This is a genomic window from Psychrobacillus psychrodurans (assembly GCF_050209195.1).
GTDB classification, from domain to species: domain Bacteria; phylum Bacillota; class Bacilli; order Bacillales_A; family Planococcaceae; genus Psychrobacillus; species Psychrobacillus psychrodurans.
This window is the reverse complement of sequence record NZ_CP189791.1, coordinates 228,804-252,439: the sequence shown is the minus strand read 5'-3', so window position 1 is coordinate 252,439 and position 23,636 is coordinate 228,804. Positions and strand designations below refer to the sequence as shown.

The 23,636-nt window shown below is 37.4% G+C and carries 21 protein-coding genes, 1 pseudogene and 1 riboswitch; of the genes and pseudogenes, 9 read left to right on the top strand and 13 right to left on the bottom strand.

Annotated elements, in window-relative coordinates; translation table 11 throughout:
• Positions 1–5 precede the first annotated feature (5 nt).
• From ACQCPR_RS01280 to helD, 3 genes are all read right to left on the bottom strand, one after another.
• Complete coding sequence (locus ACQCPR_RS01280) at positions 6–521, bottom strand: AAA family ATPase (RefSeq protein WP_427137958.1); 516 nt, start codon at positions 519–521, stop codon at positions 6–8.
• A 2-nt stretch (positions 522–523) separates the two neighbouring features.
• Positions 524–988 carry a DinB family protein gene (locus ACQCPR_RS01275; RefSeq protein ID WP_427137957.1) on the bottom strand — a complete coding sequence of 155 codons (465 nt, stop codon included), beginning with the start codon at positions 986–988 and terminating at the stop codon, positions 524–526.
• A gap of 277 nt (positions 989–1,265) precedes the next feature.
• On the bottom strand, positions 1,266–3,602 hold the full coding sequence (helD, locus tag ACQCPR_RS01270; protein WP_427137956.1) for an RNA polymerase recycling motor HelD: 2,337 nt from the start codon (positions 3,600–3,602) through the stop codon (positions 1,266–1,268).
• 413 nt (positions 3,603–4,015) lie between these two features.
• Here helD and ACQCPR_RS01265 point away from each other — a divergent pair.
• Positions 4,016–4,419: pseudogene (locus ACQCPR_RS01265) on the top strand (transposase); the annotation flags it as partial.
• A 183-nt stretch (positions 4,420–4,602) separates the two neighbouring features.
• Here ACQCPR_RS01265 and ACQCPR_RS01260 read toward each other — a convergent pair.
• Positions 4,603–6,714 (bottom strand): histidine kinase dimerization/phospho-acceptor domain-containing protein, encoded by a 2,112-nt coding sequence (locus ACQCPR_RS01260; protein ID WP_427137955.1) that lies wholly within the window; start codon positions 6,712–6,714, stop codon positions 4,603–4,605.
• A 141-nt stretch (positions 6,715–6,855) separates the two neighbouring features.
• Positions 6,856–7,548, bottom strand: a complete 693-nt coding sequence (locus tag ACQCPR_RS01255) for a response regulator transcription factor (protein ID WP_093495326.1) — start codon at positions 7,546–7,548, stop codon at positions 6,856–6,858.
• Positions 7,549–7,728: 180 nt separating this feature from the next.
• Here ACQCPR_RS01255 and ACQCPR_RS01250 point away from each other — a divergent pair, with 180 nt between their 5' ends.
• The 3 genes from ACQCPR_RS01250 (at position 7,729) to ACQCPR_RS01240 (ending at position 10,053) form a co-directional block, all read left to right on the top strand.
• On the top strand, positions 7,729–8,595 hold the full coding sequence (locus ACQCPR_RS01250; protein ID WP_427137954.1) for a BsuPI-related putative proteinase inhibitor: 867 nt from the start codon (positions 7,729–7,731) through the stop codon (positions 8,593–8,595).
• Positions 8,596–8,679: 84 nt separating this feature from the next.
• The gene (locus tag ACQCPR_RS01245; protein WP_090569951.1) at positions 8,680–9,027 is read left to right on the top strand and encodes an ASCH domain-containing protein; all 348 of its coding nucleotides are present in this window, start codon (positions 8,680–8,682) and stop codon (positions 9,025–9,027) included.
• A 342-nt stretch (positions 9,028–9,369) separates the two neighbouring features.
• Positions 9,370–10,053 (top strand): BsuPI-related putative proteinase inhibitor, encoded by a 684-nt coding sequence (locus tag ACQCPR_RS01240; RefSeq protein WP_090569954.1) that lies wholly within the window; start codon positions 9,370–9,372, stop codon positions 10,051–10,053.
• Between the two features lie 194 nt (positions 10,054–10,247).
• Here ACQCPR_RS01240 and ACQCPR_RS01235 read toward each other — a convergent pair whose 3' ends face one another.
• From ACQCPR_RS01235 to aceA, 5 genes are all read right to left on the bottom strand, one after another.
• The gene (locus ACQCPR_RS01235) at positions 10,248–10,541 is read right to left on the bottom strand and encodes an RNA polymerase alpha subunit C-terminal domain-containing protein (RefSeq protein ID WP_427137953.1); all 294 of its coding nucleotides are present in this window, start codon (positions 10,539–10,541) and stop codon (positions 10,248–10,250) included.
• A 119-nt stretch (positions 10,542–10,660) separates the two neighbouring features.
• On the bottom strand, positions 10,661–12,406 hold the full coding sequence (locus tag ACQCPR_RS01230) for a methyl-accepting chemotaxis protein (protein WP_427137952.1): 1,746 nt from the start codon (positions 12,404–12,406) through the stop codon (positions 10,661–10,663).
• A gap of 399 nt (positions 12,407–12,805) precedes the next feature.
• On the bottom strand, positions 12,806–12,928 hold the full coding sequence (gene yhfH / locus ACQCPR_RS01225; RefSeq protein WP_139219695.1) for a protein YhfH: 123 nt from the start codon (positions 12,926–12,928) through the stop codon (positions 12,806–12,808).
• A gap of 30 nt (positions 12,929–12,958) precedes the next feature.
• Complete coding sequence (gene aceB, locus ACQCPR_RS01220; protein WP_427137951.1) at positions 12,959–14,557, bottom strand: malate synthase A; 1,599 nt, start codon at positions 14,555–14,557, stop codon at positions 12,959–12,961.
• Positions 14,558–14,588: 31 nt separating this feature from the next.
• Positions 14,589–15,872: an isocitrate lyase gene (aceA, locus tag ACQCPR_RS01215; RefSeq protein WP_340878746.1), complete on the bottom strand. Its 1,284-nt coding sequence runs from the start codon at positions 15,870–15,872 to the stop codon at positions 14,589–14,591.
• A gap of 205 nt (positions 15,873–16,077) precedes the next feature.
• On the opposite strand from aceA, the gene ACQCPR_RS01210 reads away from it, so the two are divergent.
• The 4 genes from ACQCPR_RS01210 (at position 16,078) to ACQCPR_RS01195 (ending at position 19,006) form a co-directional block, all read left to right on the top strand.
• Positions 16,078–16,734, top strand: a complete 657-nt coding sequence (locus tag ACQCPR_RS01210; RefSeq protein WP_269922793.1) for a LytR/AlgR family response regulator transcription factor — start codon at positions 16,078–16,080, stop codon at positions 16,732–16,734.
• Between the two features lie 397 nt (positions 16,735–17,131).
• Positions 17,132–17,299, top strand: coding sequence for a hypothetical protein (locus tag ACQCPR_RS01205; protein WP_427137950.1), 168 nt, complete (start codon positions 17,132–17,134; stop codon positions 17,297–17,299).
• Positions 17,300–17,483: 184 nt separating this feature from the next.
• A complete protein-coding gene (locus ACQCPR_RS01200; RefSeq protein ID WP_090569967.1) occupies positions 17,484–18,017 on the top strand; it encodes a sigma-70 family RNA polymerase sigma factor in 534 nt (177 codons plus the stop codon).
• A gap of 5 nt (positions 18,018–18,022) precedes the next feature.
• Complete coding sequence (locus ACQCPR_RS01195) at positions 18,023–19,006, top strand: DUF4179 domain-containing protein (protein WP_427137949.1); 984 nt, start codon at positions 18,023–18,025, stop codon at positions 19,004–19,006.
• Positions 19,007–19,300: 294 nt separating this feature from the next.
• Here ACQCPR_RS01195 and ACQCPR_RS01190 read toward each other — a convergent pair whose 3' ends face one another.
• Positions 19,301–20,173, bottom strand: coding sequence for a DMT family transporter (locus ACQCPR_RS01190; protein WP_427137948.1), 873 nt, complete (start codon positions 20,171–20,173; stop codon positions 19,301–19,303).
• A gap of 98 nt (positions 20,174–20,271) precedes the next feature.
• On the opposite strand from ACQCPR_RS01190, the gene ACQCPR_RS01185 reads away from it, so the two are divergent.
• Positions 20,272–20,502, top strand: coding sequence for an excisionase family DNA-binding protein (locus tag ACQCPR_RS01185; protein ID WP_090569977.1), 231 nt, complete (start codon positions 20,272–20,274; stop codon positions 20,500–20,502).
• A gap of 395 nt (positions 20,503–20,897) precedes the next feature.
• On the opposite strand, the gene ACQCPR_RS01180 is transcribed toward ACQCPR_RS01185, so the two are convergent.
• A complete protein-coding gene (locus ACQCPR_RS01180) occupies positions 20,898–21,884 on the bottom strand; it encodes a homoserine dehydrogenase (RefSeq protein ID WP_427137947.1) in 987 nt (328 codons plus the stop codon).
• Positions 21,885–22,014: 130 nt separating this feature from the next.
• On the bottom strand, positions 22,015–23,307 hold the full coding sequence (locus ACQCPR_RS01175; RefSeq protein ID WP_340878742.1) for an O-acetylhomoserine aminocarboxypropyltransferase/cysteine synthase family protein: 1,293 nt from the start codon (positions 23,305–23,307) through the stop codon (positions 22,015–22,017).
• A gap of 113 nt (positions 23,308–23,420) precedes the next feature.
• Positions 23,421–23,535, bottom strand: a riboswitch (SAM riboswitch).
• Between the last annotated feature and the right edge of the window lie 101 nt (positions 23,536–23,636).

The following is a 23,636-nucleotide window of genomic DNA, read 5'->3' as shown; positions in this document are numbered from 1 at the left end:
TTTAGCTAGCTTTTTCCCACTGAAATCTCTCGCAACCAATTTTTTACTTCTTCATTTGTTCGAAGATAATGCACTTTTGTGCCATAAACTTCAAATTTTTGTATGAACTCCGGTTTCATTTGTTCTTCGAAGTATCTATTCCACCGAAACATCTTCCAGAATATAGTTAGGGTCGGTTTATAATTTACCTTTTCTATTTTTAGAAGCTGACGGATGTATCGTCTTATAATGCGCCATGTTCTTTTGTTCACGGGGATGTCTAAAAAAATAATTTGATCGGCTACTAGTAATGCCTCGTCAGTCCAATTGATATGAACGCCCTCTATTACCCATTTACTTTGCTGTACTGCATCACTAAATAATTCATTTCTGACATCCATTTCATTTCTAACGTCACCCGTTGGCTGATGATTCCATACAAAATTATCGGTTTCGAAGTGCGGAACTTGAAGCTCAGCAGCAACTTTACGAGCTAGTGTAGTTTTGCCACTCCCCACTGACCCTACAATGTAAATTTTCATCATTACGCACTTGTAGCACGGTTCAATGCGTGGATTATCCCCGCATGAACTCCCTCATGCCAAACTATGAATTGCACTAGTGCCTCTACTGTATTCATTTCATGTAGGTTCCCGATTGACATGGACTCTATTAGAAAATTAGATAAATTGTTGTCTAGCACTGTTTTTATCCGCTCTGTTTGTTCCTGTAAAGCACTGACTAATTCATTTGAAGTAGGAGGCTCAATACCCCATTCACTTGGTTTTGTTCCAGGGACGAATAGAGTTAGCCATTCTGGATGAACAATTTCATACGAAGGAATTGCCTTTTTCGCTAGCATCTCTGAATTTACAAAAATATGACCTACATTCCAACGAATAGTGTTATTGAAACCAGGTGGTTGTATATCCCATGCGACATCTTTCACCTGTTTAATCCTACCTAATGTATATATTCGTGCAAAATTAAATTGACCCAACGTTTCCATTTTCTCATCCCCATTCTTCATTTCAATATGTATATAACAGATTAGTACCTATCTAAAATATACCATAGATATCATGGGTTTCGATTTTAAACAATGTCTGAGTCCAAGCAACACAGGAGCACCTAACAGTGGATGTTCAGTCGGTTGGAAAAATAGGACTGCATTTTTATAAAAAAAGCCAAAAACATGTAAGCAGTGAACTTTACATATTTTTGGCTGATTAATTATTCTTTATTAGATAATCGCTCATGTGTTTATCGTTAAAATTACAATAATGTCAAGATTGGATTAAACTCTCCTGCAATACGTTTCCCAATAATCGGGTTGGTTCACCTACGCTGTAAAGTTGTAAATAATGCATAGCTCTAGTACAAGAAGTATAGAAAACTCTACGAAGGCTCTCATCGCCGTATACTAGCTCTGATGCATCATAAATGATGACAGCATCGAATTCGATGCCTTTGGATAAGTATGACGGTATGACAACAACACCTTCTTCATATTCACTAGAGCTGTTCTTCACGAGCTTAATATCATCAATATGAGACAGGGATTCGTATGCACTCTTACTCTCCTCATCTGATTTACATATTATAGCAATACTCTTATAACGAAGATTTCGCAAAGTCGCGACTTTGGATGTGATGCAGCGGTGTAGTTCTGTGTGATTCAGCAATTGTGTCAAAACGGGTTGCTCGCCGTCGCGATCGAATGGGATAATCCGTTCGCCGTTAGGTACTAGCTTGCGTGTAAACTCGATAATCGGCTTTGTGGATCGATAGCTACGTGTCATGTTAATCACTTCCGTTTCAGGCTGTCCGTATAAGCTCATCAGTGCGTCAAAGTTATCCTTTTCGCTTGCATGGGCAAATATCGCCTGATTAAAGTCACCTAACACAGTCATTTTTGCTGAAGGAAATAAACGCTTTAGAAACTCGAATTGAAACGGCGAATAATCCTGAGCTTCGTCAACAAGTATGTGCTTAATAGAACCGTTCGTTTGAAATCCTTGAATCAGCTCTTTCATAAGTAAGAATGGAGTAGCATCCTCGTAAGATAGCTTTCCTTCATTTAGCATCTCCATCGTCGCTTGACAAATCTCCGTCCATTCCGAGGGCACTTCCCCCTTTATCCACTGTTTAATTTTCAGTGAATCAGAAAAAAGTTGCTCGTATATCCCCTTAATGTCGATGAAACTAAATGTTTTTACTCTTTTACGCAACGGCTTTAGTTTCTGTTGAACAATTAATCGCGCAAGCGCTTCATGCTCGGGCTCATAATCTGCAATCGATTCTGCTTTATAACCGTGTTTTTTCGCCAAGTAGGTCTGGGCCTTATGATAATCCTCGTTGCTAAGCAGTTCGATTTTCTCCTGTACCCATTGCTTAGTTAATTCAACCTTTTGGGTTTCATTTATTTTCTTTGTTAGCCAGTCCTTTAACTTTTCAAGTCTATTATGGAAGCGGAGTGATGTGTCGTTACTATAAAATCTATCTGCTATTTGGCCAGCTGTAACAATAGGCTTTCCTCTGAAAATTATATCCTTGAATAACATTCCAGATAACTCTAACGACTTCCTATATGCTTCGATAGCTTCAAAAAAGAGTGGAGATGCTTTGAATCGAATGCTCTCAACTCTTGACCTGTAGGAAGGGGTATTCGCAGCAGTTAAAACATACTCCAATTGCTCGTAGGGATTTTCAACTTGAAACTCTCCACTCAGCCGACGGTCTAAATATTCCTGAAATGTGACCTGTTGCATATTCTCTTCTCCAAGTTCTGGTAAAACATTGGACACATAACTGTTAAACATCGAATTAGGAGAAAATAGAATAATTTGATCGGCATTTATACTATCTCGATATTTGTAGAGCAAAAAAGCAATCCGCTGCAGCGCTGCGGATGTTTTTCCACTGCCGGCTGCACCATGTACAATGAGCAATCTTCCACGATCGTGGCGGATAATTCGGTTTTGCTCCTCTTGAATGGTAGCTACTATATTGTGCATATGTTTGTCTGTACCTTTGCCCAGCACCTGTTGTAAAATCTCATCTCCAATGGTTAGACTTGTATCGAACATGGATTGGAGAACACCGCCTCGGATAAGATATTGCCATTTTTTCTCTAATATGCCTTGGACTTCGCCCGCAGGAGTTGCATACTTAGCCGATCCATTCTGGTACTCATAGTAGACGCTTGAGACAGGTGCCCTCCAGTCATAGACAAGAAACTCTTCACCACTTGCATCTCTAAGTGTGGAGATTCCAATATAAATTTGTTCATGAGTAGAATCTCCTTCTTCAATGAAATCGATTCTGCCGAAGTAGGGAACCTCTTGCATACGTTTAAGCGTGGATAATTTCTTAGTTACATGTCTATCGGTACTTTGAATAATTGATAGAGCTTGAGTCTCTTGTCTCAAGCCAATGATGGTCTCAAGATAATCGTCGAAGGTATCAACATTCACCTTGACTTCATCCCAAAAGTGTTTGCGTATATTAACCAGTTCGTTCCGACTCCGAGAAGTTTCTTCTTCTAATCTGATGACTTGCGCTGTTATTGTCTCAATTACACTATCCACTCGTTTTTGCTCCAGCTGAAATTCAGAATCCATAGCAACCACTCCTTATAAAGTTTGGGTTTGACAAACGAAAAAGTATAATGTATAATTTAAAATAGGGATATAATGCTACTTTATATTTTTAGCATATATCTATATAAATTTAACACAAATTCTCGTCTTTTACAATGTATTTGACGTGTTTTTTTGACCGCAATTTTTCTACATGACAAACTAAAAATAGTAGTGAAGCTGGGACAAAACCCACCTCAAAATTAGAACTGCTTTATTTTTCTATATACTTCGTAGCCGTTGTTTTCCGTTACGGCGTACGCTTTCCTGGGGGCACAGGTCGAGCCTGTAGTCTCTCCCACACGCTTGTCCCCTGGTAGTCGCCGCCTTCACTCCAAACAACAAATATCCCGTCTATATTAAGTAAACCCTACATAATTCAAGTATAAAAAAAGGACAGCTATACTTGTCCAAATGAAAAGCAACTAACCTTCCAATACAATGCCACACGTACCGATAAAACATGATTCCAGTGCCAATTCAAAATGTATGAATGTGAAAATTGTACAGGTTGTCCGCTGCGAACGTTATGTACAAAGTCACAAGAAGGTACGAATCGTGGGCTAATGGTCCAGGTGAAATGGGAACAACAAAAAGAATATGTACGAACAAAGCTTTCAGAAGAAAAACAGGTGCCATTTATCGTCAACGTAAGATTGACTTGGAACCAGTTTTTGGATACTAAAAGGCTAATTTAGGTTTTACCCGATTTTCAGTTCGTGGAAAATCTAAGGTCGAACACGAAATCGGCCTTGCATTAATGGCTGTGAATATCCGGAAATATGCGGCAAGCGTATAAAATCTTATCCGTATAATCTTAAAAATAAAGTAAAAAAAGTGAAATCGCGCTTGCGATTTCACTTTTTTTCATACATAGAGGCTACTTCTGTCCCAGTCTCATTACTATTTTTAGATTTATATAACAAGTTAAATTTTATTTTTTCGAGGTAACAGAACCCTTCACTCGTTTGGATTTCTTTTTTTAAATTATAGCTATTATTACAGTGACTTTGAACAAATCTCCGTCAACATCCATTCGCAGACTGCCCCCATGTAAATCCACTATAGACTGCGCGATAGCAAGACCAAGTCCGGAGCCTTCTGTATGACGAGATGTGTCTGCTCTCTTGAATCGCTCGGTTAATTCATTCACGTCGTTACCTAGCTCATATTTCGCTATATTTTTGATAACAAAAACTGCTTCTCCGTCGATTTGATCTAAATTAATATACACCCGAGTATTAGGCATTGCGTACTTCAGCGTATTGATGATTAGGTTATCAAGAACCCTCCACCACTTTTGTCCATCTACATATGACATGATTGGCTTTGTGCCAATGGCTACACGATACTCTAGCCCCGATTTATTAATATCTTCCTGATGCTCAGCGATTGCTTGCTGCAGGAGTTGGGTTAAATCCACTTTTCGTTTGTCTAATTCGATATTTCCTGTCGCCATTTTAGATACTTCAAATAAATCTTCAATTAGTGTTTTCAAACGCATTGACTTTTTATCCAAAATCGCAATATAGGATGCTCGCTCTTCATCCGTAATGCTTGGATTTTTCAACAAATCAGTATATGTGATAATAGATGTTAGCGGTGTACGCAAATCATGACTAACATTTGTGATAAGCTCTGTTTTCAAGCGTTCACTTTTTGCTTGCTCGGAATGCGAGGACTTTATTCGTTCACGAAGTCTGTTTAAGTTAGCCGCATGCTCAGCAATCGGTGACTTCCCTCTCACTTCGATTTCATTGCCAATAACGCCTCTTGCCATTTCTTCTGTTTTCACAATAATTCGGTTCAGGTATGACATTCTGGACAATAAAAACACAAGTACTGGTATACCAATAAACATCGTTGCAGGAACCCAAACGATAAAAGCAATTGGCATAACAACTGACAGTAATGTGCCAAACCCCCAGAAGAAAATGACCACAAGCATGATCAAAGTTTGTACACCAATCGTGCGTTTTAGGAAAAATCCTTCTAATGACTTAAACCAACTGTACACGAGACTTTTCTTCCACTCTATATTTCCATACACTTTTTCTATCCACATCCATTGATAAAATGCGAATACTGTAGATAGTAGTGCAATGATAAGCGTAAAGATAGGGATATCATAACCACCATAATGTATAATACCGATTCTTAACTCATTTATTGCAGTAAAAACAATAAAAATAGTGAGAAAAAATAATCCCCATTGAACATCTACCGGTAAGCTACGATATCTATACTTTCCATCCTCATTCTGAAAATGACTCTTGTTTTTTCTCCATATAAAAATAAATGCAATAGCTGCTAGAGTACCTAGGATAAGTATTCCGAAAAATAATCTCTCTTCTTTTTTAAAATACTGATAGCTCTCTGCTCGATCACCATTCATAATACTCGCTTCTGATATAGCAATAGTTCCTTCAAATTGAGGGAAACTGTAAGCAATTAACTCTTCCACATACCCAGAGTTTTCTATATATTCATTTACAACATTTTCTCTTAAAAAATTTGACTTATTAGAGTATTCCTTTTTGTAAGCAAGTTTAGAGTCCATGTCTCCGTTTGAAAATTCTTCACCTGTTTCTTTATTTGTTAAGCTATAAATAAACCCACCATTAAAGTTTAAAAACTCATTTTTACTTCGCTCTAATCCTCGAAAATACTCATCCACTTGTTTTTCTTTCTCTATTATTACCTTGTCTCTCACATAGACATTATCCTCAAAGTTTTTCGTAATGTCTTCCATTTTTTTATTGCGTTCTGCAATGGATTCATCGTCCGTTCTTGCTTCATACTGATATATGATGGAGTCAAGTTGCTCTTGTAGACTACCAAAACGGTAACGATATTCTTCTATTTCTTCCTCAGTAACGGTAATATTTTTCTTAACTTCTTCAATCTTAGGAACAGCTAAAACAAGGGAAACAACAGACGACTCAAAGTTACTCACTTCTTCATTAAAACCATCGCTGTCAAAATAGGTTTTACCTATATAATTTCCACCGTCTCTAATTAGCGTAAAGAATGCTAAAATTATCATTACCGCTAACAAAGATACTAGTAAATCCTTTATAATTGGTTTTTTCACCCCACTACCCCCTCTTTCATGTTTTGAATAATTTCAACAAAGCTCTCTCTAATTTCTACCACTGGCAATAGGTTGGTTAGACAATAAAACAAACAGAGTAACCCACAGACAATTGCAACTATAGATAAAAGAAAACTCATTTTACTTGTCGATTTTATAGCCAACGCCCCACACCACCTTTAAATATCTAGGATTTTTAGGATCTGCTTCTATTTTTTCTCGAATTTTTCGGATATGAACTGCTACTATATTTTCAGCGTTATATGCAGGTTCCTTCCAAACACGTTCATATATTTCATTGATGGAAAAAACGCGCCCCGCATTAGTCATCAGCAGCTCTGTAATTTTAAATTCAATCGGCGTTAGTTTAACGGACTCACCTTCTATAGAAAGATCCTTCGCTTCTTTATTCAAAATCAGACCATCTATTTCAATCACTTGCTGCTGTCCTTGGTAATTTCCTAATTTTGTATATCTTCTTAACTGAGACTTCACACGTGCCACCAATTCCATCGGATGAAAAGGCTTCGTCACATAATCATCTGCACCAATAGAGAGCCCATGAATCTTATCCGAATCCTCTGCTTTTGCACTCAGCATAATAATAGGAATATTTTTTTGCTCTCTAATTTTAAATGTCGCTGCAATTCCATCCATTTTCGGCATCATTATATCTAATATGATGACATGAACTTCGTTTTCTTCTATTAACTGCAATGCTTCTAAACCATTCGCAGCTTTTAAAACTCTGTAGCCTTCATTTTTCAAATAAATTTCAATACCATCTCGAATATCTTGGTCATCATCTGTTACTAATACCGTAAACTGTGTCATTTATTTACCTCCTTTGCCCATTCGATTCCATTCCTTATCGTTCTATGTTACTTATTGTACCCCTCATTCCTTAACATTCCAGTAGGGAAAATATGAAGAAATTCTTAAGAAAAAAAGACTATTTATTAAAATGTAACTTTCTACGTGTGAAACTGTCTAATTTGCAAAGGAGTGAATAGAGTGAATAGAATAATTGGAAGTGTATTTACCATTTTTCTCATATTTATCCTAACTAGCTGCGGAACAGATAATTCAGGTATTACAACCGTAAACGAACCTGAGCAACAGGAAGATAAAAGTGTCACCACAAAGATAGAAGTTGAAGAGGATGGTAATGCTAAGTTTACGATTAAAAATGAAACAGATGAAGAAGTGACTTTAACGTATCCTAATGGTCAAGATTTAGAATACCAACTTTTAGACAATGAAAAGAATACTGTATTTACTTATTCTGCTAATAAAGTATTTGTCCTAATGATTTCTGAAAAAGTGCTGAAACCAAGTGAAGAAATAGTCATTCCGCTTGATTTGAAAACAGAATTAGCAGAAGTGTCGGCTGGATCATACACTCTTGTGGCTTGGGCAACCGCTGAAGAATTAAGTGAGCAGAAACAAGAGATAGCGTACGAATGGGCTGGACATGAAGGAGAGAATGTAGTGCCTTCAGATACTACAGAAACACTTGTAGTCTTTAAAGGTGATGAAAATGCGGAAAACGTGGTGCCATACGAGGCCACTTTTGAATTCTCCGAAGACCTATTCCATCAAATTTTCGAAGAAATTATGGAGCTTGATGTCGAGCTGATTGATTATCGAATTGAAAACGATAATAAGAAACTAGTTTTAAATATGAAGGGATTAGATAATGTACAAGGAAGTGCTGGGGAGAATATTTTTATTGGAACAATTGTTCATTCCTATTTTGAAAACTTTCCGGATTTAGAGGAAATATATTTTGAAGAAGAAGGCAAGACTCCTGTTGAGCTCGCTCATACAGTTGTATCGGAGCCATTTACACGAGATCAGAACTATACAAATAAAAAATAGTCTTTTTATCCTCATAGTAAGAAACCCAATTAAAGTGTACACTTAGTTTTAAATAGCAAAATTTTTAAACAAGGTGGGCTAATTATGACAAATCACGAAGAAACGAATTTACCTGCAAAGACGTGTTCCGTTGAAAGATTAGTAACTATGGAATCCGATGTTGCTTTAGTATTACAAGGAAAAAAAACTGCCACGCGACGTAATGGCCGCTATGCTGATGTAGGCGAAATAATGGAGCTTCAAGGTCAGTCTTTCGTTGTAGACCGTGTATATATACAAACATTAGGCGATTTGACAGATGAACATGCAAAACAAGAAGGATTTGAATCAGTAGAGGACTATAAACAATCTATCCTGGCTTACCATCCCGGTATGCCTTGGTTGCCCCATATGACTGTGTGGGTTCATGAATTTAGCCCAGTAAAAGCGTAGTAACTACTTCCCTGTGTCTCACACAGGGAAGTTTTTTTAATGATATAGGTTATATAATTTTTAAGAATTAACAATTCCACTGAATTACATTTCAGCCGGAAGCTTGCCTTTTCAGATCGGACTTTCTCGCTTACCCCTGTTGGAGTCGACACTTTGTATTTCACTTAGTATTAGATTTTCTTTTAAACACATTGAACGTACTATATACAGGTTTTAGTTTCAACTGACGCATCATTTTTTCTTTGATGGTACTTTCGCTTTTCTTGCAAAAAATTATTGTTCTCATCGAGTGTAACTTTTTATCCAGGAAGCGGTCTAATTCTTAAACAGGAGGTGTACAACATGAGAAGAGGTAAAAAAGTAAGTTGGTTCTTACTATTCTTAATCCCTCTCTTTATCTTGGCTAGCTGTGGATCCGGTACAACTGAATCCAAAACAGGAACTGACGCGATAGAGGAACATATATCCACACAACTTGATCTAACAGGTGATGGAGAGGGTACTTTTACGATTAAAAATGAATCATCAGAAGAGGCTGTTTTGGAAATGTCGAGTGGGCAACAAATCGAATTCCAGTTATTGAATAAAGCGAATACAGTCATTTACACATATTCAACAAACAAATCATTCACAAATGAAATGCAAGAAAAGAAACTACGGCCTAGTGAAGAATGGACAGTTCCACTCAATCTAGAAGAAGAACTTGCAGGAGTACCTGCGGGGTCTTATACATTAATTGTTTGGTCAACGGCAAATGGGTTAAACGAGCAAAAAGAAAAAGTAGCTTATGAATTATTGACGTCACCTGGAAAACTTGTCGTTCAAACACAGGAAGTCACCTTTATCGGCCTAGTAGATCCTCACTCCATTGAAGTGAAAAATGTAGATGGCGGTACAGAAGTAATGCAATTATCAGAAGTGGCAATATCTCAGTTTGAAAACCTGGAGGAAGGCACACAACTAATCATTGAATATGTAGAGAAAAGTGGGCAAAAGACCGTTCAAACAACATTTCCTGCTGAATAGGTTTTTAAACACTACTAAAAAATGCATCGTGATTAAGCGATGCATTTTGTATTCTTTAAGGAATTATAAAATCTTATGGCGTAGGGATAACTTTTCACAAGTGATTATTCTTCCAAACTCGTGTGCGAGCTAGTCGAAAATAATTACGTTTGTAGGGGCTGTGGAACTACCTACTCACTAATATTCCGATGATTTTAATTTCTAAAGGACAAACTCTCTCTCTCCAAACTAGATTTAAGTGTCGGTATGGAGGCTGGTCCTATACCGTGAAATTTCAAAATTTCTTTTTCACTGAATTTAGAGAGTTCCTCCAAAGAAGTCACACCATTGTGGACTAATGCACGTCTTGCTGGTGCAGAGAGCAGCGAAAGAAATCCACTGTCTGGTTTGTTTTCTAACTCACAAGTTGGACATGTTCGACAGTTACTACTTTTATAAAACTTGTGCCCTTTGTTGCAAACCCTTAAATCTTTTTTAGCAGACGACATATTAACACCTCACTTGTTTTCCCGGTATCATTGAATCACTACTATTATGACACAAACACTCACTAAAATTATAAATACCCCTAACAAAATCCAAATGATTGAGGTCAGGGGGTTCTATTTTATATTTTAAACTTACTTACAAGTTCTTGTAGATTCATAGCCATTTCAGATAGATTGTTAGAAGCTGATGAAATTTCCTCCATAGAAGCAAGCTGTTCTTCCGTAGCTGCCGCAACTGTTTGGGAGTTCGCGGACGAATCTCTTGACATCGAAGTGCTACTAGCCACATTGGCAGAAACCTCTTGGGCACTGGCAGACATTTGTTCAGCTGTCGCAGCCATATCATCTATCTGCATACCTACTTGATCCAAGGAAACCAAGATTACTTCAAAGCTTTCTTCCGTTTTTCCAACTATCGTCAATCCTTCTTCCACATCCGATTTAACTTGATTAATTGATTCGTTAGACCGAGTCATTTCTACTTGAATTTCATTTATTAACTCAGAAATTTGTTGAGATGATTGTTGAGATTGTTCTGCCAACTTACGAACTTCATCTGCTACTACTGCAAATCCTTTTCCATGTTCTCCAGCTCTTGCTGCTTCGATTGCAGCATTTAATGCCAATAAGTTGGTTTGATTTGCAATTTCCGTAATAACCTTTGTAATCTCCCCAATTTCCTGTGATCGTTTACCTAAAGACCTAATGGCTTCGCTACTCTCATTTACCGATTCATTGATCGCATGCATTTGTTGAGTCGTTTTACCAACATACTCCCCTCCCATTTTCGCTTGAGAAGTTGCATTTGAGCTAGCTTCTGAGATACTATTCGAGCTTTCTGCAATGTTCTGTATCCCTAGTGTCACTTCTTCTAGACCTGTTGAACTTTCTTCTAGGCTAGCTGTAGAAGTTTCTGCCCCTAAGGCTATTCCTTGGATTGAATTTGTTATTTCCTCTGTTGCACGACTAGTATGTTCAGCACTTGCCGTTAACTCCTCAGATGATGCGGCTACTTGTTGAGATGTATTCATTACGTCTTGCATCAACTTACGCAAACTTATTACCATTGCATTCATCGATGTAGCTAGAACTCCCACTTCGTCTTTTGTATCAATATTTGTTGAGTGTGTTAAATCACCATTTGCTACTTGACCAACTAAAGTTACCACCTTTTTCAATGGTCTTGAAATCATTTGAGCAAAACCGTACCCTATAGCAATACTTAATAACACAGCAAATAGAATAACAATTATAGTCATAGTTTGCGCTTGATAATACTGTGCATTTGAATCTTCATTTGATTTTTTTGCTAAATCAATGTTCAGACTAATAAGATCACTAATAATACCTTCTACTGTATCTCCTGATACCTTAAATTCTGGAGCAATACCTAAATATCCCTCCTGATCGTTTGCGTATGCATACGCAACAGCTCTATCTAATATAGAGTAATATCCTTCTAAAGCAGGATATAAATCATTGAGAATTGCCTGTTCAGAATCAAGCATAATAGAACCAGTTTCATATGCCTTTAGTTCAGCATCAATCTCTTCTTTTATTGTGTTAATAACATTTTCAAACTCTTGCTTTTTAGAAGTTGTCTCTGCCACGAATACCATATCACGAATACTTACACGAATTCGCTGATATGAAGTCTCAACATCCCCAAGATTACTTATCGGAACAACCCGTTCATCAAACATAAATTGTAATTGTCCATTGGATTTCCCTAAATTCTTCACTCCGTATGACCCTACAGCACCAATAATGATGCCCATGAATACAAATGCAGCTATCAACTTTACTGATGTTTTTAAATTAAAAAACAACTTCACGACGAATCCCTCAATTCTCTTATTTCCCATTTCAAATTTCCATTTAAATTAGGTATTTTATGATACTGGATTTACAATTATTCAAAATTTATAAATTAACAATTATTTACTTTCATTATCTATTCAAATTAGAATATTATTATCTTCCTATAACATATAGTACTTAATAATTATTTTATCCAGAAAAGGATTATACCATAAGACCCAATAATTTTGTTGGGTTAGCTTGATGAAGTGTGTCTTTTTTGTGAATTTTTAGCGGTATTTGATTTAATAACTACTAAAATTTTATACTTGAAAAATAAACAAAAAATATCAATTAATGTGCATAGAACATTCACTGATACCCAACTTCCATATATATAATTGTAAAAAGCACGCAAAAAAACAGTGACGGCGATCTAACTCCTTCACTGTTTTTTATGTTCGTTATTCCTCATTCAAGCCGATACAACGTTCGCACTCGTAAAGGGATGATTCTACTTGCTCATTAATAACACATCCACATTCACGACAAACCTTTGTGTTTAGTTCTTGAGTAGTTGTTTTCACACAAATCACCTCCTTGAATGGTTTCATTATTCAGCTAATTTTTTCATAGCCTGGTAATGTTAGAAATTCGATAAATTCATCTTCTCTTATTAACAATAGGAATAGCTCCGCTGCCTCTGTATAGCTACCATTTCCGAATACTTCATTACCAAATGCGGCTTTTAGTTTTCCTAACTCCTCTGTTAACACTTGTTCTACTAAAGGTATGGTAATTTTTCGACCATCCTCTAATTTTCCTTCCGGATGTCTAATCCATTGCCATACTTGTGTACGAGAAATTTCTGCTGTTGCAGCATCTTCCATTAAGTTATTAATCGGAGCTGCTCCGTTCCCACGTAGCCAAGATGCTATATATTGAACCCCTACGCTACAATTCATGCGAAGACCCTCTTCGGTAATAGTCCCAATAGGTACCTCTAATAAGTCTGCTGCCGTTATATGAACATCCTCTCGTTTACGATGTATCTGGTTTGGTGTAGGCATATGCTCTTGGAATTCTTCCAAAGCGACTGATACAAGACCCGGATGTGCTACCCATGTTCCATCATGCCCCTCCATTGCTTCTCTTCGTTTGTCTTCACTTACTTTCGCAAAAGCTGCTGCGTTTGCTGCATCGTCCCCTTTAATCGGAATTTGTGCAGCCATTCCACCGATAGCAGATGCATTTCGTCGATGACAGGTTTGGATACATAATTGCGAATAAGCACGCATAAATGGGGATATCATGGTCACTTGACTTCGGTCTGGCAAAATCACCTGAGACTGGTTGCGGAGTCGTTTAATATAACTAAAGATATAGTCCCAACGCCCACAGTTTAGACCTGCAGAATGATCACGAAGCTCATATAAAATTTCGTCCATTTCGAATGCAGCCATAATCGTTTCGATTAATACAGTTGCCTTAATCGTCCCGTTAGGAACTCCCAATTGTTGTTGAGAATATATGAAAATATCATTCCATAACCGTGCTTCTAAATGGCTTTCTAACTTCGGCAAGTAAAAATAAGGGCCAGTTCCTTGAGAAATTGCTTCCTTTGCATTATGGAAGAAATAAATTCCAAAGTCGAAGAAGCTACCCGCGATTGCCTCACCATCAATTTGGATATTTTTCTCCAAAAGGTGGAGCCCCCTAGGTCTTACTATAAGTACAGCCGGCTGTTCTTGCAGACTATATACTTTACCGGTGTCAGGCTGTGTATAGGAGATTGTCTTGCGAACAGCAGCACGCATATTTAGCTGACCTTCAATCATATTTTCCCAAGTTGGTGAAGTAGCGTCTTCAAAACAAGCCATAAATGTCTTTGCACCTGAATTTAATGCATTGATGACCATTTTACGATTAACCGGACCGGTAATTTCGACCCGACGATCCTTTAAATCCTCTGGGAGTGGAGCTATTGTCCAATCCCCTTCTCGAATCACTTTTGTTTCTGGTAAAAAGTCTAATGTTCCACCGTTATCTAGCTTTCCCTGACGAACTTGCCTTTCTTCTAGCAATTTTTTTCTTCTATTATCAAAGAGATAATGAAGGGAAGCTACAAAATCTAATGCTTCTGGCGTTAAGATTCCGTGAATCCCTTCAACCTCTGTCCCTAAAATTTCAATTCTTCTAGTCGTTATTTGTTCCATTTTTCGCTAACCTCCCATCCCCATATTTGGTTTAAGCAAATTGTGCTACTTCAGTAGAGCCTTTCATCGCTGTTGTAGAAGAAGTTCCCCCTGAAACGATTTGTGAAATTTCATCAAAGTATCCAGTTCCTACTTCACGCTGATGTTTAGTAGCGGTATACCCTTTTGCCTCGTTTGCGAATTCTGCTTGTTGAAGCTTAGAGTACGCAGCCATGCCATTTGTTTTATAGTCATGCGCTAGTTCGAACATACTATGATTTAATGCGTGGAAACCGGCAAGCGTTACGAACTGGAATTTGTACCCCATTTTGCCCAGCTCTACTTGATATTTTGCAATTGTTTCTTGGTCCAGGTTTGCTTTCCAGTTGAACGATGGTGAACAGTTGTACGCTAGTAATTTGTCTGGGAATTCTGCATGAATAGCATCAGCGAATTGTTTTGCTTCCTCTAAACTTGGGTGTGACGTTTCACACCAAATCAGATCTGCATATGGTGCATACGCTAAACCACGCGCAATTGCTTGTTCTATTCCTGATTTTGTTTTGAAGAATCCCTCAGGTGTTCGGGCACCGGTTAAGAAATTTGCATCACGCGGATCAATATCACTTGTAATCATATCTGCAGCGTCTGCATCTGTACGTGCAATGAGTACAGTTGGTACACCCATTACATCTGCTGCTAGTCTAGCTGAAACTAAATTACGAATAGCATTTTGAGTAGGTAGAAGAACCTTTCCACCAAGGTGACCACATTTCTTTTCTGATGCAAGCTGATCTTCTAAATGTACACCCGCTGCTCCAGCTTCAATCATACCTTTCATTAATTCAAAAACATTTAATGGCCCTCCAAATCCGGCTTCTGCATCTGCAATAATTGGTGCGAACCAGTCAAAATCATCTTCTCTACCTTCTGCCAGATCAATCTGATCTGCACGTTGTAATGCTTGGTTAATACGCTTAACTACCGCCGGGACACTGTTAGCAGGGTATAAGCTTTGGTCTGGATACATATGACCCGAAAGGTTTGCATCTGCTGCAACTTGCCAACCACTTAAATAGATTGCTTGGAGTCCGGCTTTTACTTGCTGAACTGCCTGGTTTCCAGTTAAAGCTCCAAGTGCATTGATGAAATCTTCTTGATGAAGCGATCTCCATAAACGCTCTGAGCCTTTGCGAGCTAATGTTTGTTCAATCATTACAGATCCCCGTAATTTCACTACATCCTCTGCGGAATATGGACGTTCAATCCCTATCCAACGACTTTCTTCTTTCCATTGTTTCTGAAGTTCTTCTACCTGTTGTTTTCTTTTGGACATTTCCAAACACCCCTTAATAGTTTGTCGAGGAACATTATTTAAAAATACGACTTTTTCACTGTATCATAACAGTTCCTTTTCTTGTAATCTAATATATAACACGATGACTATTATTGTATTGGTTTTTGGATGAAATATCCTTTAATAAGGATGAATGAAGAATTGGAAAGACGAATGTTAAATATATGATTTCGGGGGTGTACTAGTGAATTTTAGAAAGGAACAATTAAAACAGTACAGTTTAATAATGGAGGAATGGATACCGAAAGGGGCATCTATTGCTATAGCAGCATGGGATCGGTATATATACTATCTTGCAGGGGGACATGATCTTCATTTGAAAGAGGGACAAAAAATCCAGACTAATAGTTTAGCGGATTTGGTACTAAAAAAAGGATGTAGAACAGAAGCTGTACTAGAGGATGCATTATTCCAGGTTCCTTATTACGGAATCGGTTATCCAATTGAGATTAATGGAGAGAAGGCTGCATTAGTTGTTTTCCTCCCCCTTCATCATGCTGTACCCATTACTTCTCCGTATAAGTATTTAACTGGGAAGCAAGAGGATGAGTGGAAGCCTATACCAATTGAAAAAGTGTCCCATATAGAAAGTCTTCAAAAAAAGACATGGTTCTATGCCAATAAAGAACCATATAAAACAAGTATCACTTTGAAAGACTTGCAGCCACGTCTACCAGATAGCTTTTTACGAATTCACCGCTCTTATATAGTAAATATTTTATTTATTGACCGAATTGTACGCGATTTTTCTTCCAATTTATTAATACAGTTGCAGGATGGGACCGAATTGCCTGTAAGTCAGTCTCATATGACGGAAGTTCGAGGAACGTTGGGATTTTAAACACGGAGATAGATGTATGCCCTTTTAATACAAAAACACTTAATCACTTACCTGAATCAATTTCATAAAGAATATTATATAGTTAAATCCGAACAACGCTGATTTCCGCTCTAGGCGGATGCTTTCCGCGGGCACGGCTTCAATCTCCTCGTCACTACGAAAACATATGCTCCTGCGGGGCTTTCAGCTCGCGCTGTTCCCGCTGGAGTCGCAGCCTGCCACTCCAATCAACGGAATCGCTTTTCAAAAAAAAAATAAAAACGAATAATATATTACGATATTAAGTAAACACTCATATTTTAATATGAAACAAGTAATTATGAAATTGACTTACCTAAATTTATTTAACAGTATTTTCTAGTTATGCTATAGTTTTAAAAAAGGAGGAGAGCATTTTATGAATACTTTTATTGCACTGATACCCTTACTTATTTTCTTGGCTTTTTGGGTTTTTATTATTTGGTTTGTTATTACACTTGTTAAATCTAGCAATGAACGCACTATGCTTTTAAAAGAGATTTCTAGAAAGTTAGACGGTTTACAGAATAACAACAAGATTGGTTAAGCAAGATATATTGTAAGGAGGGCATGACTCACGTCACACCCTCCTTTTTGCATTATACAGATTTTAGTTATATCGATAATGAATTTTAATCTAGTAATGTTTTATTTTTATATTTGATAGGATTTTATAACATTAAACGTATTAATAAGCAGGTACCGAATATAGAAAAAAAGGAGGAACTGAATTGAGGGTTACGGAACAAAACGTTGTACAACAAATAAAATATAAAAATGAAGATAGTATCTCTTACGTACTTCAATCATATGGTGGGCTGCTTAACACGATTATCCGTAAATATCTGCAAGGAAATCAACAAGATATAGAGGAATGTTTAGCAGATGTATTAGTTTCGATTTGGTTCCATATTAATTCATTTGATTCTACAAAAAATGAATTTAAACAGTGGATTGCAGCTATAGCAAAATATCGCGCAATTGACTATGTACGTAGATCCGAAAAATCAAAGCAATATATAAGTAAATTTGAATTGGAAGAAGCATCTAGTCAATCTATTTCAAAACAATCTGAGTTTGATATTACGTACTTGTTCAATAAATTAAATAGTACCGAACGTTCTATTTTTGAAAAGTATTATGTTGAAGGAGTGTCATCTAAAGAAATTGCAAACGAGTTTCAAGCAAAGGAATCCTGGGTGCACAATAAACTCTCCCGGGGAAGAAAAAAATTAAAAACAATTTTACAGAAGGGCGAGGTGTAAGGTGAATGTCTATTTATAAAGATTTGAATGACATTAAGTTAGATATAAGTGAATTTCAAGAAACTCAGTTGTCTCATCTGGAGCAAAAACGTATCTTAAAGGGTTTTAAAAACAAAATAATGCCAATTAGACAAAAGAGACACTGGTTATTAGCAAGTGTATCGGTTGTAGCATTAGCTTTATTCAGCTTGTCACTGGCAATAGATAAAGGAACAATTGCTAGTATGCCATTTGTAGGTGGAGTAGTTGAAAAATATAACTATCCAAACATTGAAAACCTAGATTTTTCATCGTATAAAACAGCAATTGGGGAAACAGCAGAAAATGAACTTGGAAAACTCACCTTAAACGAAGTTATGTTAGATGACCAACAAGTAGTTTTAAGTTCAACATTTGAACCAGCTGATGATGTAAAGTTTGATTACCAAACACATATTAGACCTGTAGTAAAAGTGAATGGACAAGATTACACGATAACAACAGGTAGTCAATCCATCGAATTAAACGATTCAATGTTTACTATTTATAACGATATTGATTTAAACCAAGCAATTGAAACAGAAGATATTCATATACAACTTAGTTACGAAACTCTGGGTCGAAGTATGGAAGATTCTATAAGAATAGAACAACCATGGACGTTCGATGTACAAGTATCACAAGCAAATTTGCTTGCAGCGAAAAAAGTGTTTGAAATGAAAAAGCCAATCACATTAAATAATGGAGAACAGGTTACAATAGAAAGGGTTGTTTCCACTCCTATTTCCACAACTATTTATTATGATTTATCGCTGGCTTCTAGTGAAAATATTTATTTTACCATTCAATCTGAGGATGGCGTACAACAAAGGTTTTCAACAGGTTTTACTAGCTTAGATCAGCAATCCTTTGGACGATTTAATGGCCTCACATTGACAGAAAATAGTTATTATCTAATTGCTCATGATTCCAATCATAATCCGCTAAGTGAACGAATCCCTATAAATTAATAATAAGAATAAACGAGCAAAATTAATGCCCATACCTTTAAGTTCAAAACCTCATTTCCGGAAGGGCTCTGGACAGACTTTCCGCTATATTATTACCGAGTGAATTTTTAGTGATATTGGTTGTGACATCCGTGACAACCAATATCACTTTTCTTAGGTAATCTTATGGCATTTGTCTGTCGCCCACCTATCACTTTTAGAAACAGGTTAATTCTTTTTTGGATAACTAGGGAAAAAATGCTTTCTTATTCATTAGGGGATGACAGTCACGAACATTTTACCTTCTTATAGCGCTTACGTGACTACCTTACCAGATTTACTCCCTAACGTTAAAATAACGATACTCCCGAGTAATAAACCAATCCCTACCCAAGACGTTGTACTAAGAACTTCACCCACCACAACAACCCCCAGTAAAGCGGCAGTTGTCGGTTCCGCCAGGGACAAAGTTAACGCTGAGGAAGCTGGGATTTTGCGAAGCCCCCAGCCGTATAATACATAAGCAATACTAGTGGTAGCTATTCCTAAATAAAAAATGATTCCTACGTTTCCAGCATCCCGCAACCAACTTACGTCAAGTATAAAATAGAAAGGTGTTAACAGTAGGGCACTAAGCGAGAAGGTCATCGCAACAACCGATATGGCATCTTCTTTTTGCAGCAAAGATTTGCTATTCATTGTATACAATGCAAAAATAAGACCAGCGACCAATGAATACAAAACCCCTATTGGATTAATGCTCACTTCACCTTTTGTAATAAATAAAAACATACATCCAGTAATCGCTAAACCAGTTGATATTCCCCAAACTTTTGTAGGAGGCATCTTTAAAAATATCCACTCAATCAATCCTGAAAATACCGGAGCACTTCCGATAGCAACCACACTCGCTATAGCTACCCCTGTTAAACGAACTGATGAAAAGAATAAGAGCTGAAACAATGAAATACAAATAGCGGCGTATAATGTTTGTTTCCAAGGCCATGAACGGAATTTAATTTTTTTTAATAGAATCATAATGATTAGAAGGAATAATCCTCCCGTTGCGGAACGTCCAGCACTAATTATAAATGGGTGTGCATTGTCTGGTAAAAATGTTTGTGCAGTTCCTGTTGTCCCCCATAGAATAGCACCTAATAGTACGAATATGTATGGTAATACGGTCAAGTTTTCCCCCACCTTCCCACATTTTCTAACTTCCAATATAGCACATATTGAGTTACTGCCAATCGTATCTTATACTAATACGATAGGAGGCATTTTACATGTATATGACAGTAGAAGAAACTGCGAATTATTTATCAATGCCTATTGATCAAGTAAAACGATATATTTCAGAAAAGAAGATTCGTGCTATTTTTGATGGTGAAGAGTATTACGTAAATAGCGCCCAATTTGAAACCCACTTACAGCAGATTGAGGATTTGAAGCGACAAATCGACGAATGGCGAAATACTCCTATTCCAGATGATATTGATGTAAAGGACGAAGATTAATACAAAGGAAAAGGACGTTCTCCGAATGAGGAGAATGTCCTTTTGTATTAATTGGGCATCCATACTTCTGTTGATTTCCGCTCCAGGCGGACGCTTTCCGTGGGCACAGCTTCAATCTCCTCGTCACTGCGAAAACATATGCTCCTGCGGTTACTCGTCGCAAAGACGTTGGCCAAACAAAGTTTGACCAATGTCTTTCCTGCGGGGCTTTCAGCTCGTGCACCTGTCGCTTCGCTATCGGTGCAGAAAACATTTGCTATTCCCACTGGAGTCACCGCCTTGCGCTCCAATTAACAAAGTCCACTTTAAATAAACCGATAATATCACATAAATATTCGTATTTTCTATGGTAATAAATAATTATGAAATTGACTCTGGTACCACTAAAATTAAACTTAGATCGTAATGAAAAAACCTGCTCTTTTACCGATTATCTCCGCGTAATCCTCTACCATTACACTTGCCGTTGGATACATTCCTGCTCCTGGACCGACTAATGTTAATGTTCCAATATAGTTTGTATCTAAAGCCACCGCGTTGTTTACTCCTTCAATCGAGTACAAAGGATGATCTGGTCCTACGAGCTGAGGTCCTACGGAAGCGTATAGTTCTCCATTTTCGTCTTGCTCTATTTCTGCCACGTGACGGTATCGTAGTCCCTGTTCTTTCGCTTTACGGACGTCCTCTAATGAGATTTCGTCTATACCTACTACTCGAACATCATTCCAATTGGGCTGTTTTTTAAATGCAAGTGCACTTAGAATCATCAGTTTACGGAATGCATCTTGCCCGGACACATCGTTAAATGGATCTGCTTCTGCATAGCCAAGGTCCTGCGCTTCTTTTAATGACTCATCAAATTGACATTCATCTTGTCTCATTTGTGTCAGGATGTAATTTGAAGTGCCGTTTAAGATACCTTGAATTCTTTTTACTGAGTTAACTTGTAGTAAATTTTTCAATGTCTTAATAACTGGAACTCCGCCTGCTGTTGTTGCCTCATATCCGATAAATACTCCACGAGACTTTGCACGCTCATGCAATGGGATACTATACTTGGAAAACATCACTTTATTAGCTGTTACAACGTGACACCCTTTATCAATTGCTCTACATAGATAGTTATATGCAGGTTCCTCATTTACGATTGCCTCGAAGACTACTTGAAGACCAGGAATATTGATAATATCCTCAAAGTTATCAGTAACTAGGACACCGGGTGTAGCTATTCTCTCTTTTCCAACATTGTTTACGAGAACCGCACTAATTTCTAAATCTAAGCCTAAAGACTTTTTAAGATCTTCTCTTTTTTCATTTACAATGTGGTAAATCCCTTGCCCCACTGTTCCGAAACCTAGGATTGCTGCTTTTATCGTCGCCATGCTATCTCCTCCAAATGAATCCGCACAATTGAGTTCCAATTTGCTTTTATTAGTAAAATTTATTCGCAGTTATATTAGAAGAACTATTTTACACATTGTAGCCTATTTTCACTCAATTATCAATAAAATTCTACCTAGAGAGGACATTTGTTTTTTCTAGGAGTACCTTTTCGAGTGCAGTCTGTAAATCTTCGACTGCCTCTAGCCCTACAGACAAGCGGATTAAGTCTTCTGAAACTCCCGATTTCACTAAGTCCTCTGGAGTTAACTGCTGATGTGTTGTAGATGCTGGGTGGATTATTAGTGATTTGGCATCGCCAACGTTAGCTACATGCGACCAAATTTCTATATTATCGATAATATTGCGTCCTGCTTCTTTACCACCTTTAACCCCAAAAGTTAGGATCGAGCCAAAACCATTCTGTAAGTATTTTTTAGCAAGCTCATGTGAAGGATGACTTTCTAAACCTAAGTAATTAACCCAAGTCACTTCTTCATTGTTTTCTAAGTACTCCGCAATTTTCTGCGCATTTTCATTGTGCTTTGGTACGCGTAAATGAAGTGTTTCTAATCCTTGTAGAAAGGAGAAAGCTGCTTCAGGACTTAGAGTTGGACCAAAATCACGAAGCAATTGAACACGTAATTTCACTGCAAACGCTACACTTGGAACATCTATTCCGTATCTTAAACCATGGTAGGTTACATCCGGCTGTGTGAATCCAGGGAATTTATCAGAGTTCCAATTGAAATTTCCTCCATCTATGACAACCCCACCGATAGTTGTTCCATGACCGCCAATCCATTTAGTTGCCGAGTGAATCACTACATGTGCACCATGCTTAATCGGATTCGATCCATAGGGAGTAGCAAAAGTACTGTCTACCAACAATGGAACTCCTACTTCGTTAGCAATAGCTGCAACGTTTTCAACATCTAATACATTTAAGCTAGGGTTTCCAATGATTTCTGCAAAAAACGCTTTTGTCTTATCCGTAACTGCTGCTCGGAAATTTTCTGGATTAGTTGAATCTACAAACTTCACTGTAATTCCATATCTCGGCAATGTATGAGCGAATAAATTAAATGTACCACCATACAAATTTTCGGCAGCAATAATTTCATCTCCCGCTCCTGCAATATTTAAAATAGAAAATGCAATAGCTGCCATTCCAGAAGAAAGTGCAACTGCTGCTGTCCCTCCTTCTAATAATGCAATTCGTTGTTCAAAAACATCCACCGTTGGATTCGTAATACGAGAATAGATATTACCAGTTTCCGCAAGAGCAAATAGGTTTTGCGCATGTTCTGTATTTTTGAAAACGAATGATGTAGTCTTGTGAATAGGTACTGCTCGTGAGCCTGTCACTGGATCTGGTTGTTGGCCACCATGTAAAAGTAGTGTTTCTTTTTGAAGATTTGTCATTTGAATTCCTCCTAAAATGTAGTTTAGATGGACGCTTATGGAGGCGAAGGAGGATTAGAACAAACAAAAAACCCTCTTCAATTAAGAAGAGGGTGCAAATTCGCATGTTCCTCCTCTTATCTTCCAAATTCGTATTAGAATTTGTAGGATTTAGCACCTTTCCAAGTTAAGAACTTGTTGGTTGCCGGGCATCGTAGGGCCTATTCCCTCCGCCACTCTTGATAAGAGTATTTAGATTTAGTTTTCCATCTTGTTACACAGTATAGATTTCTATCAAACTATTTGTCAACACTTTTTCGAAAAGTTAAAAAATATTTTGTTTACCCCCC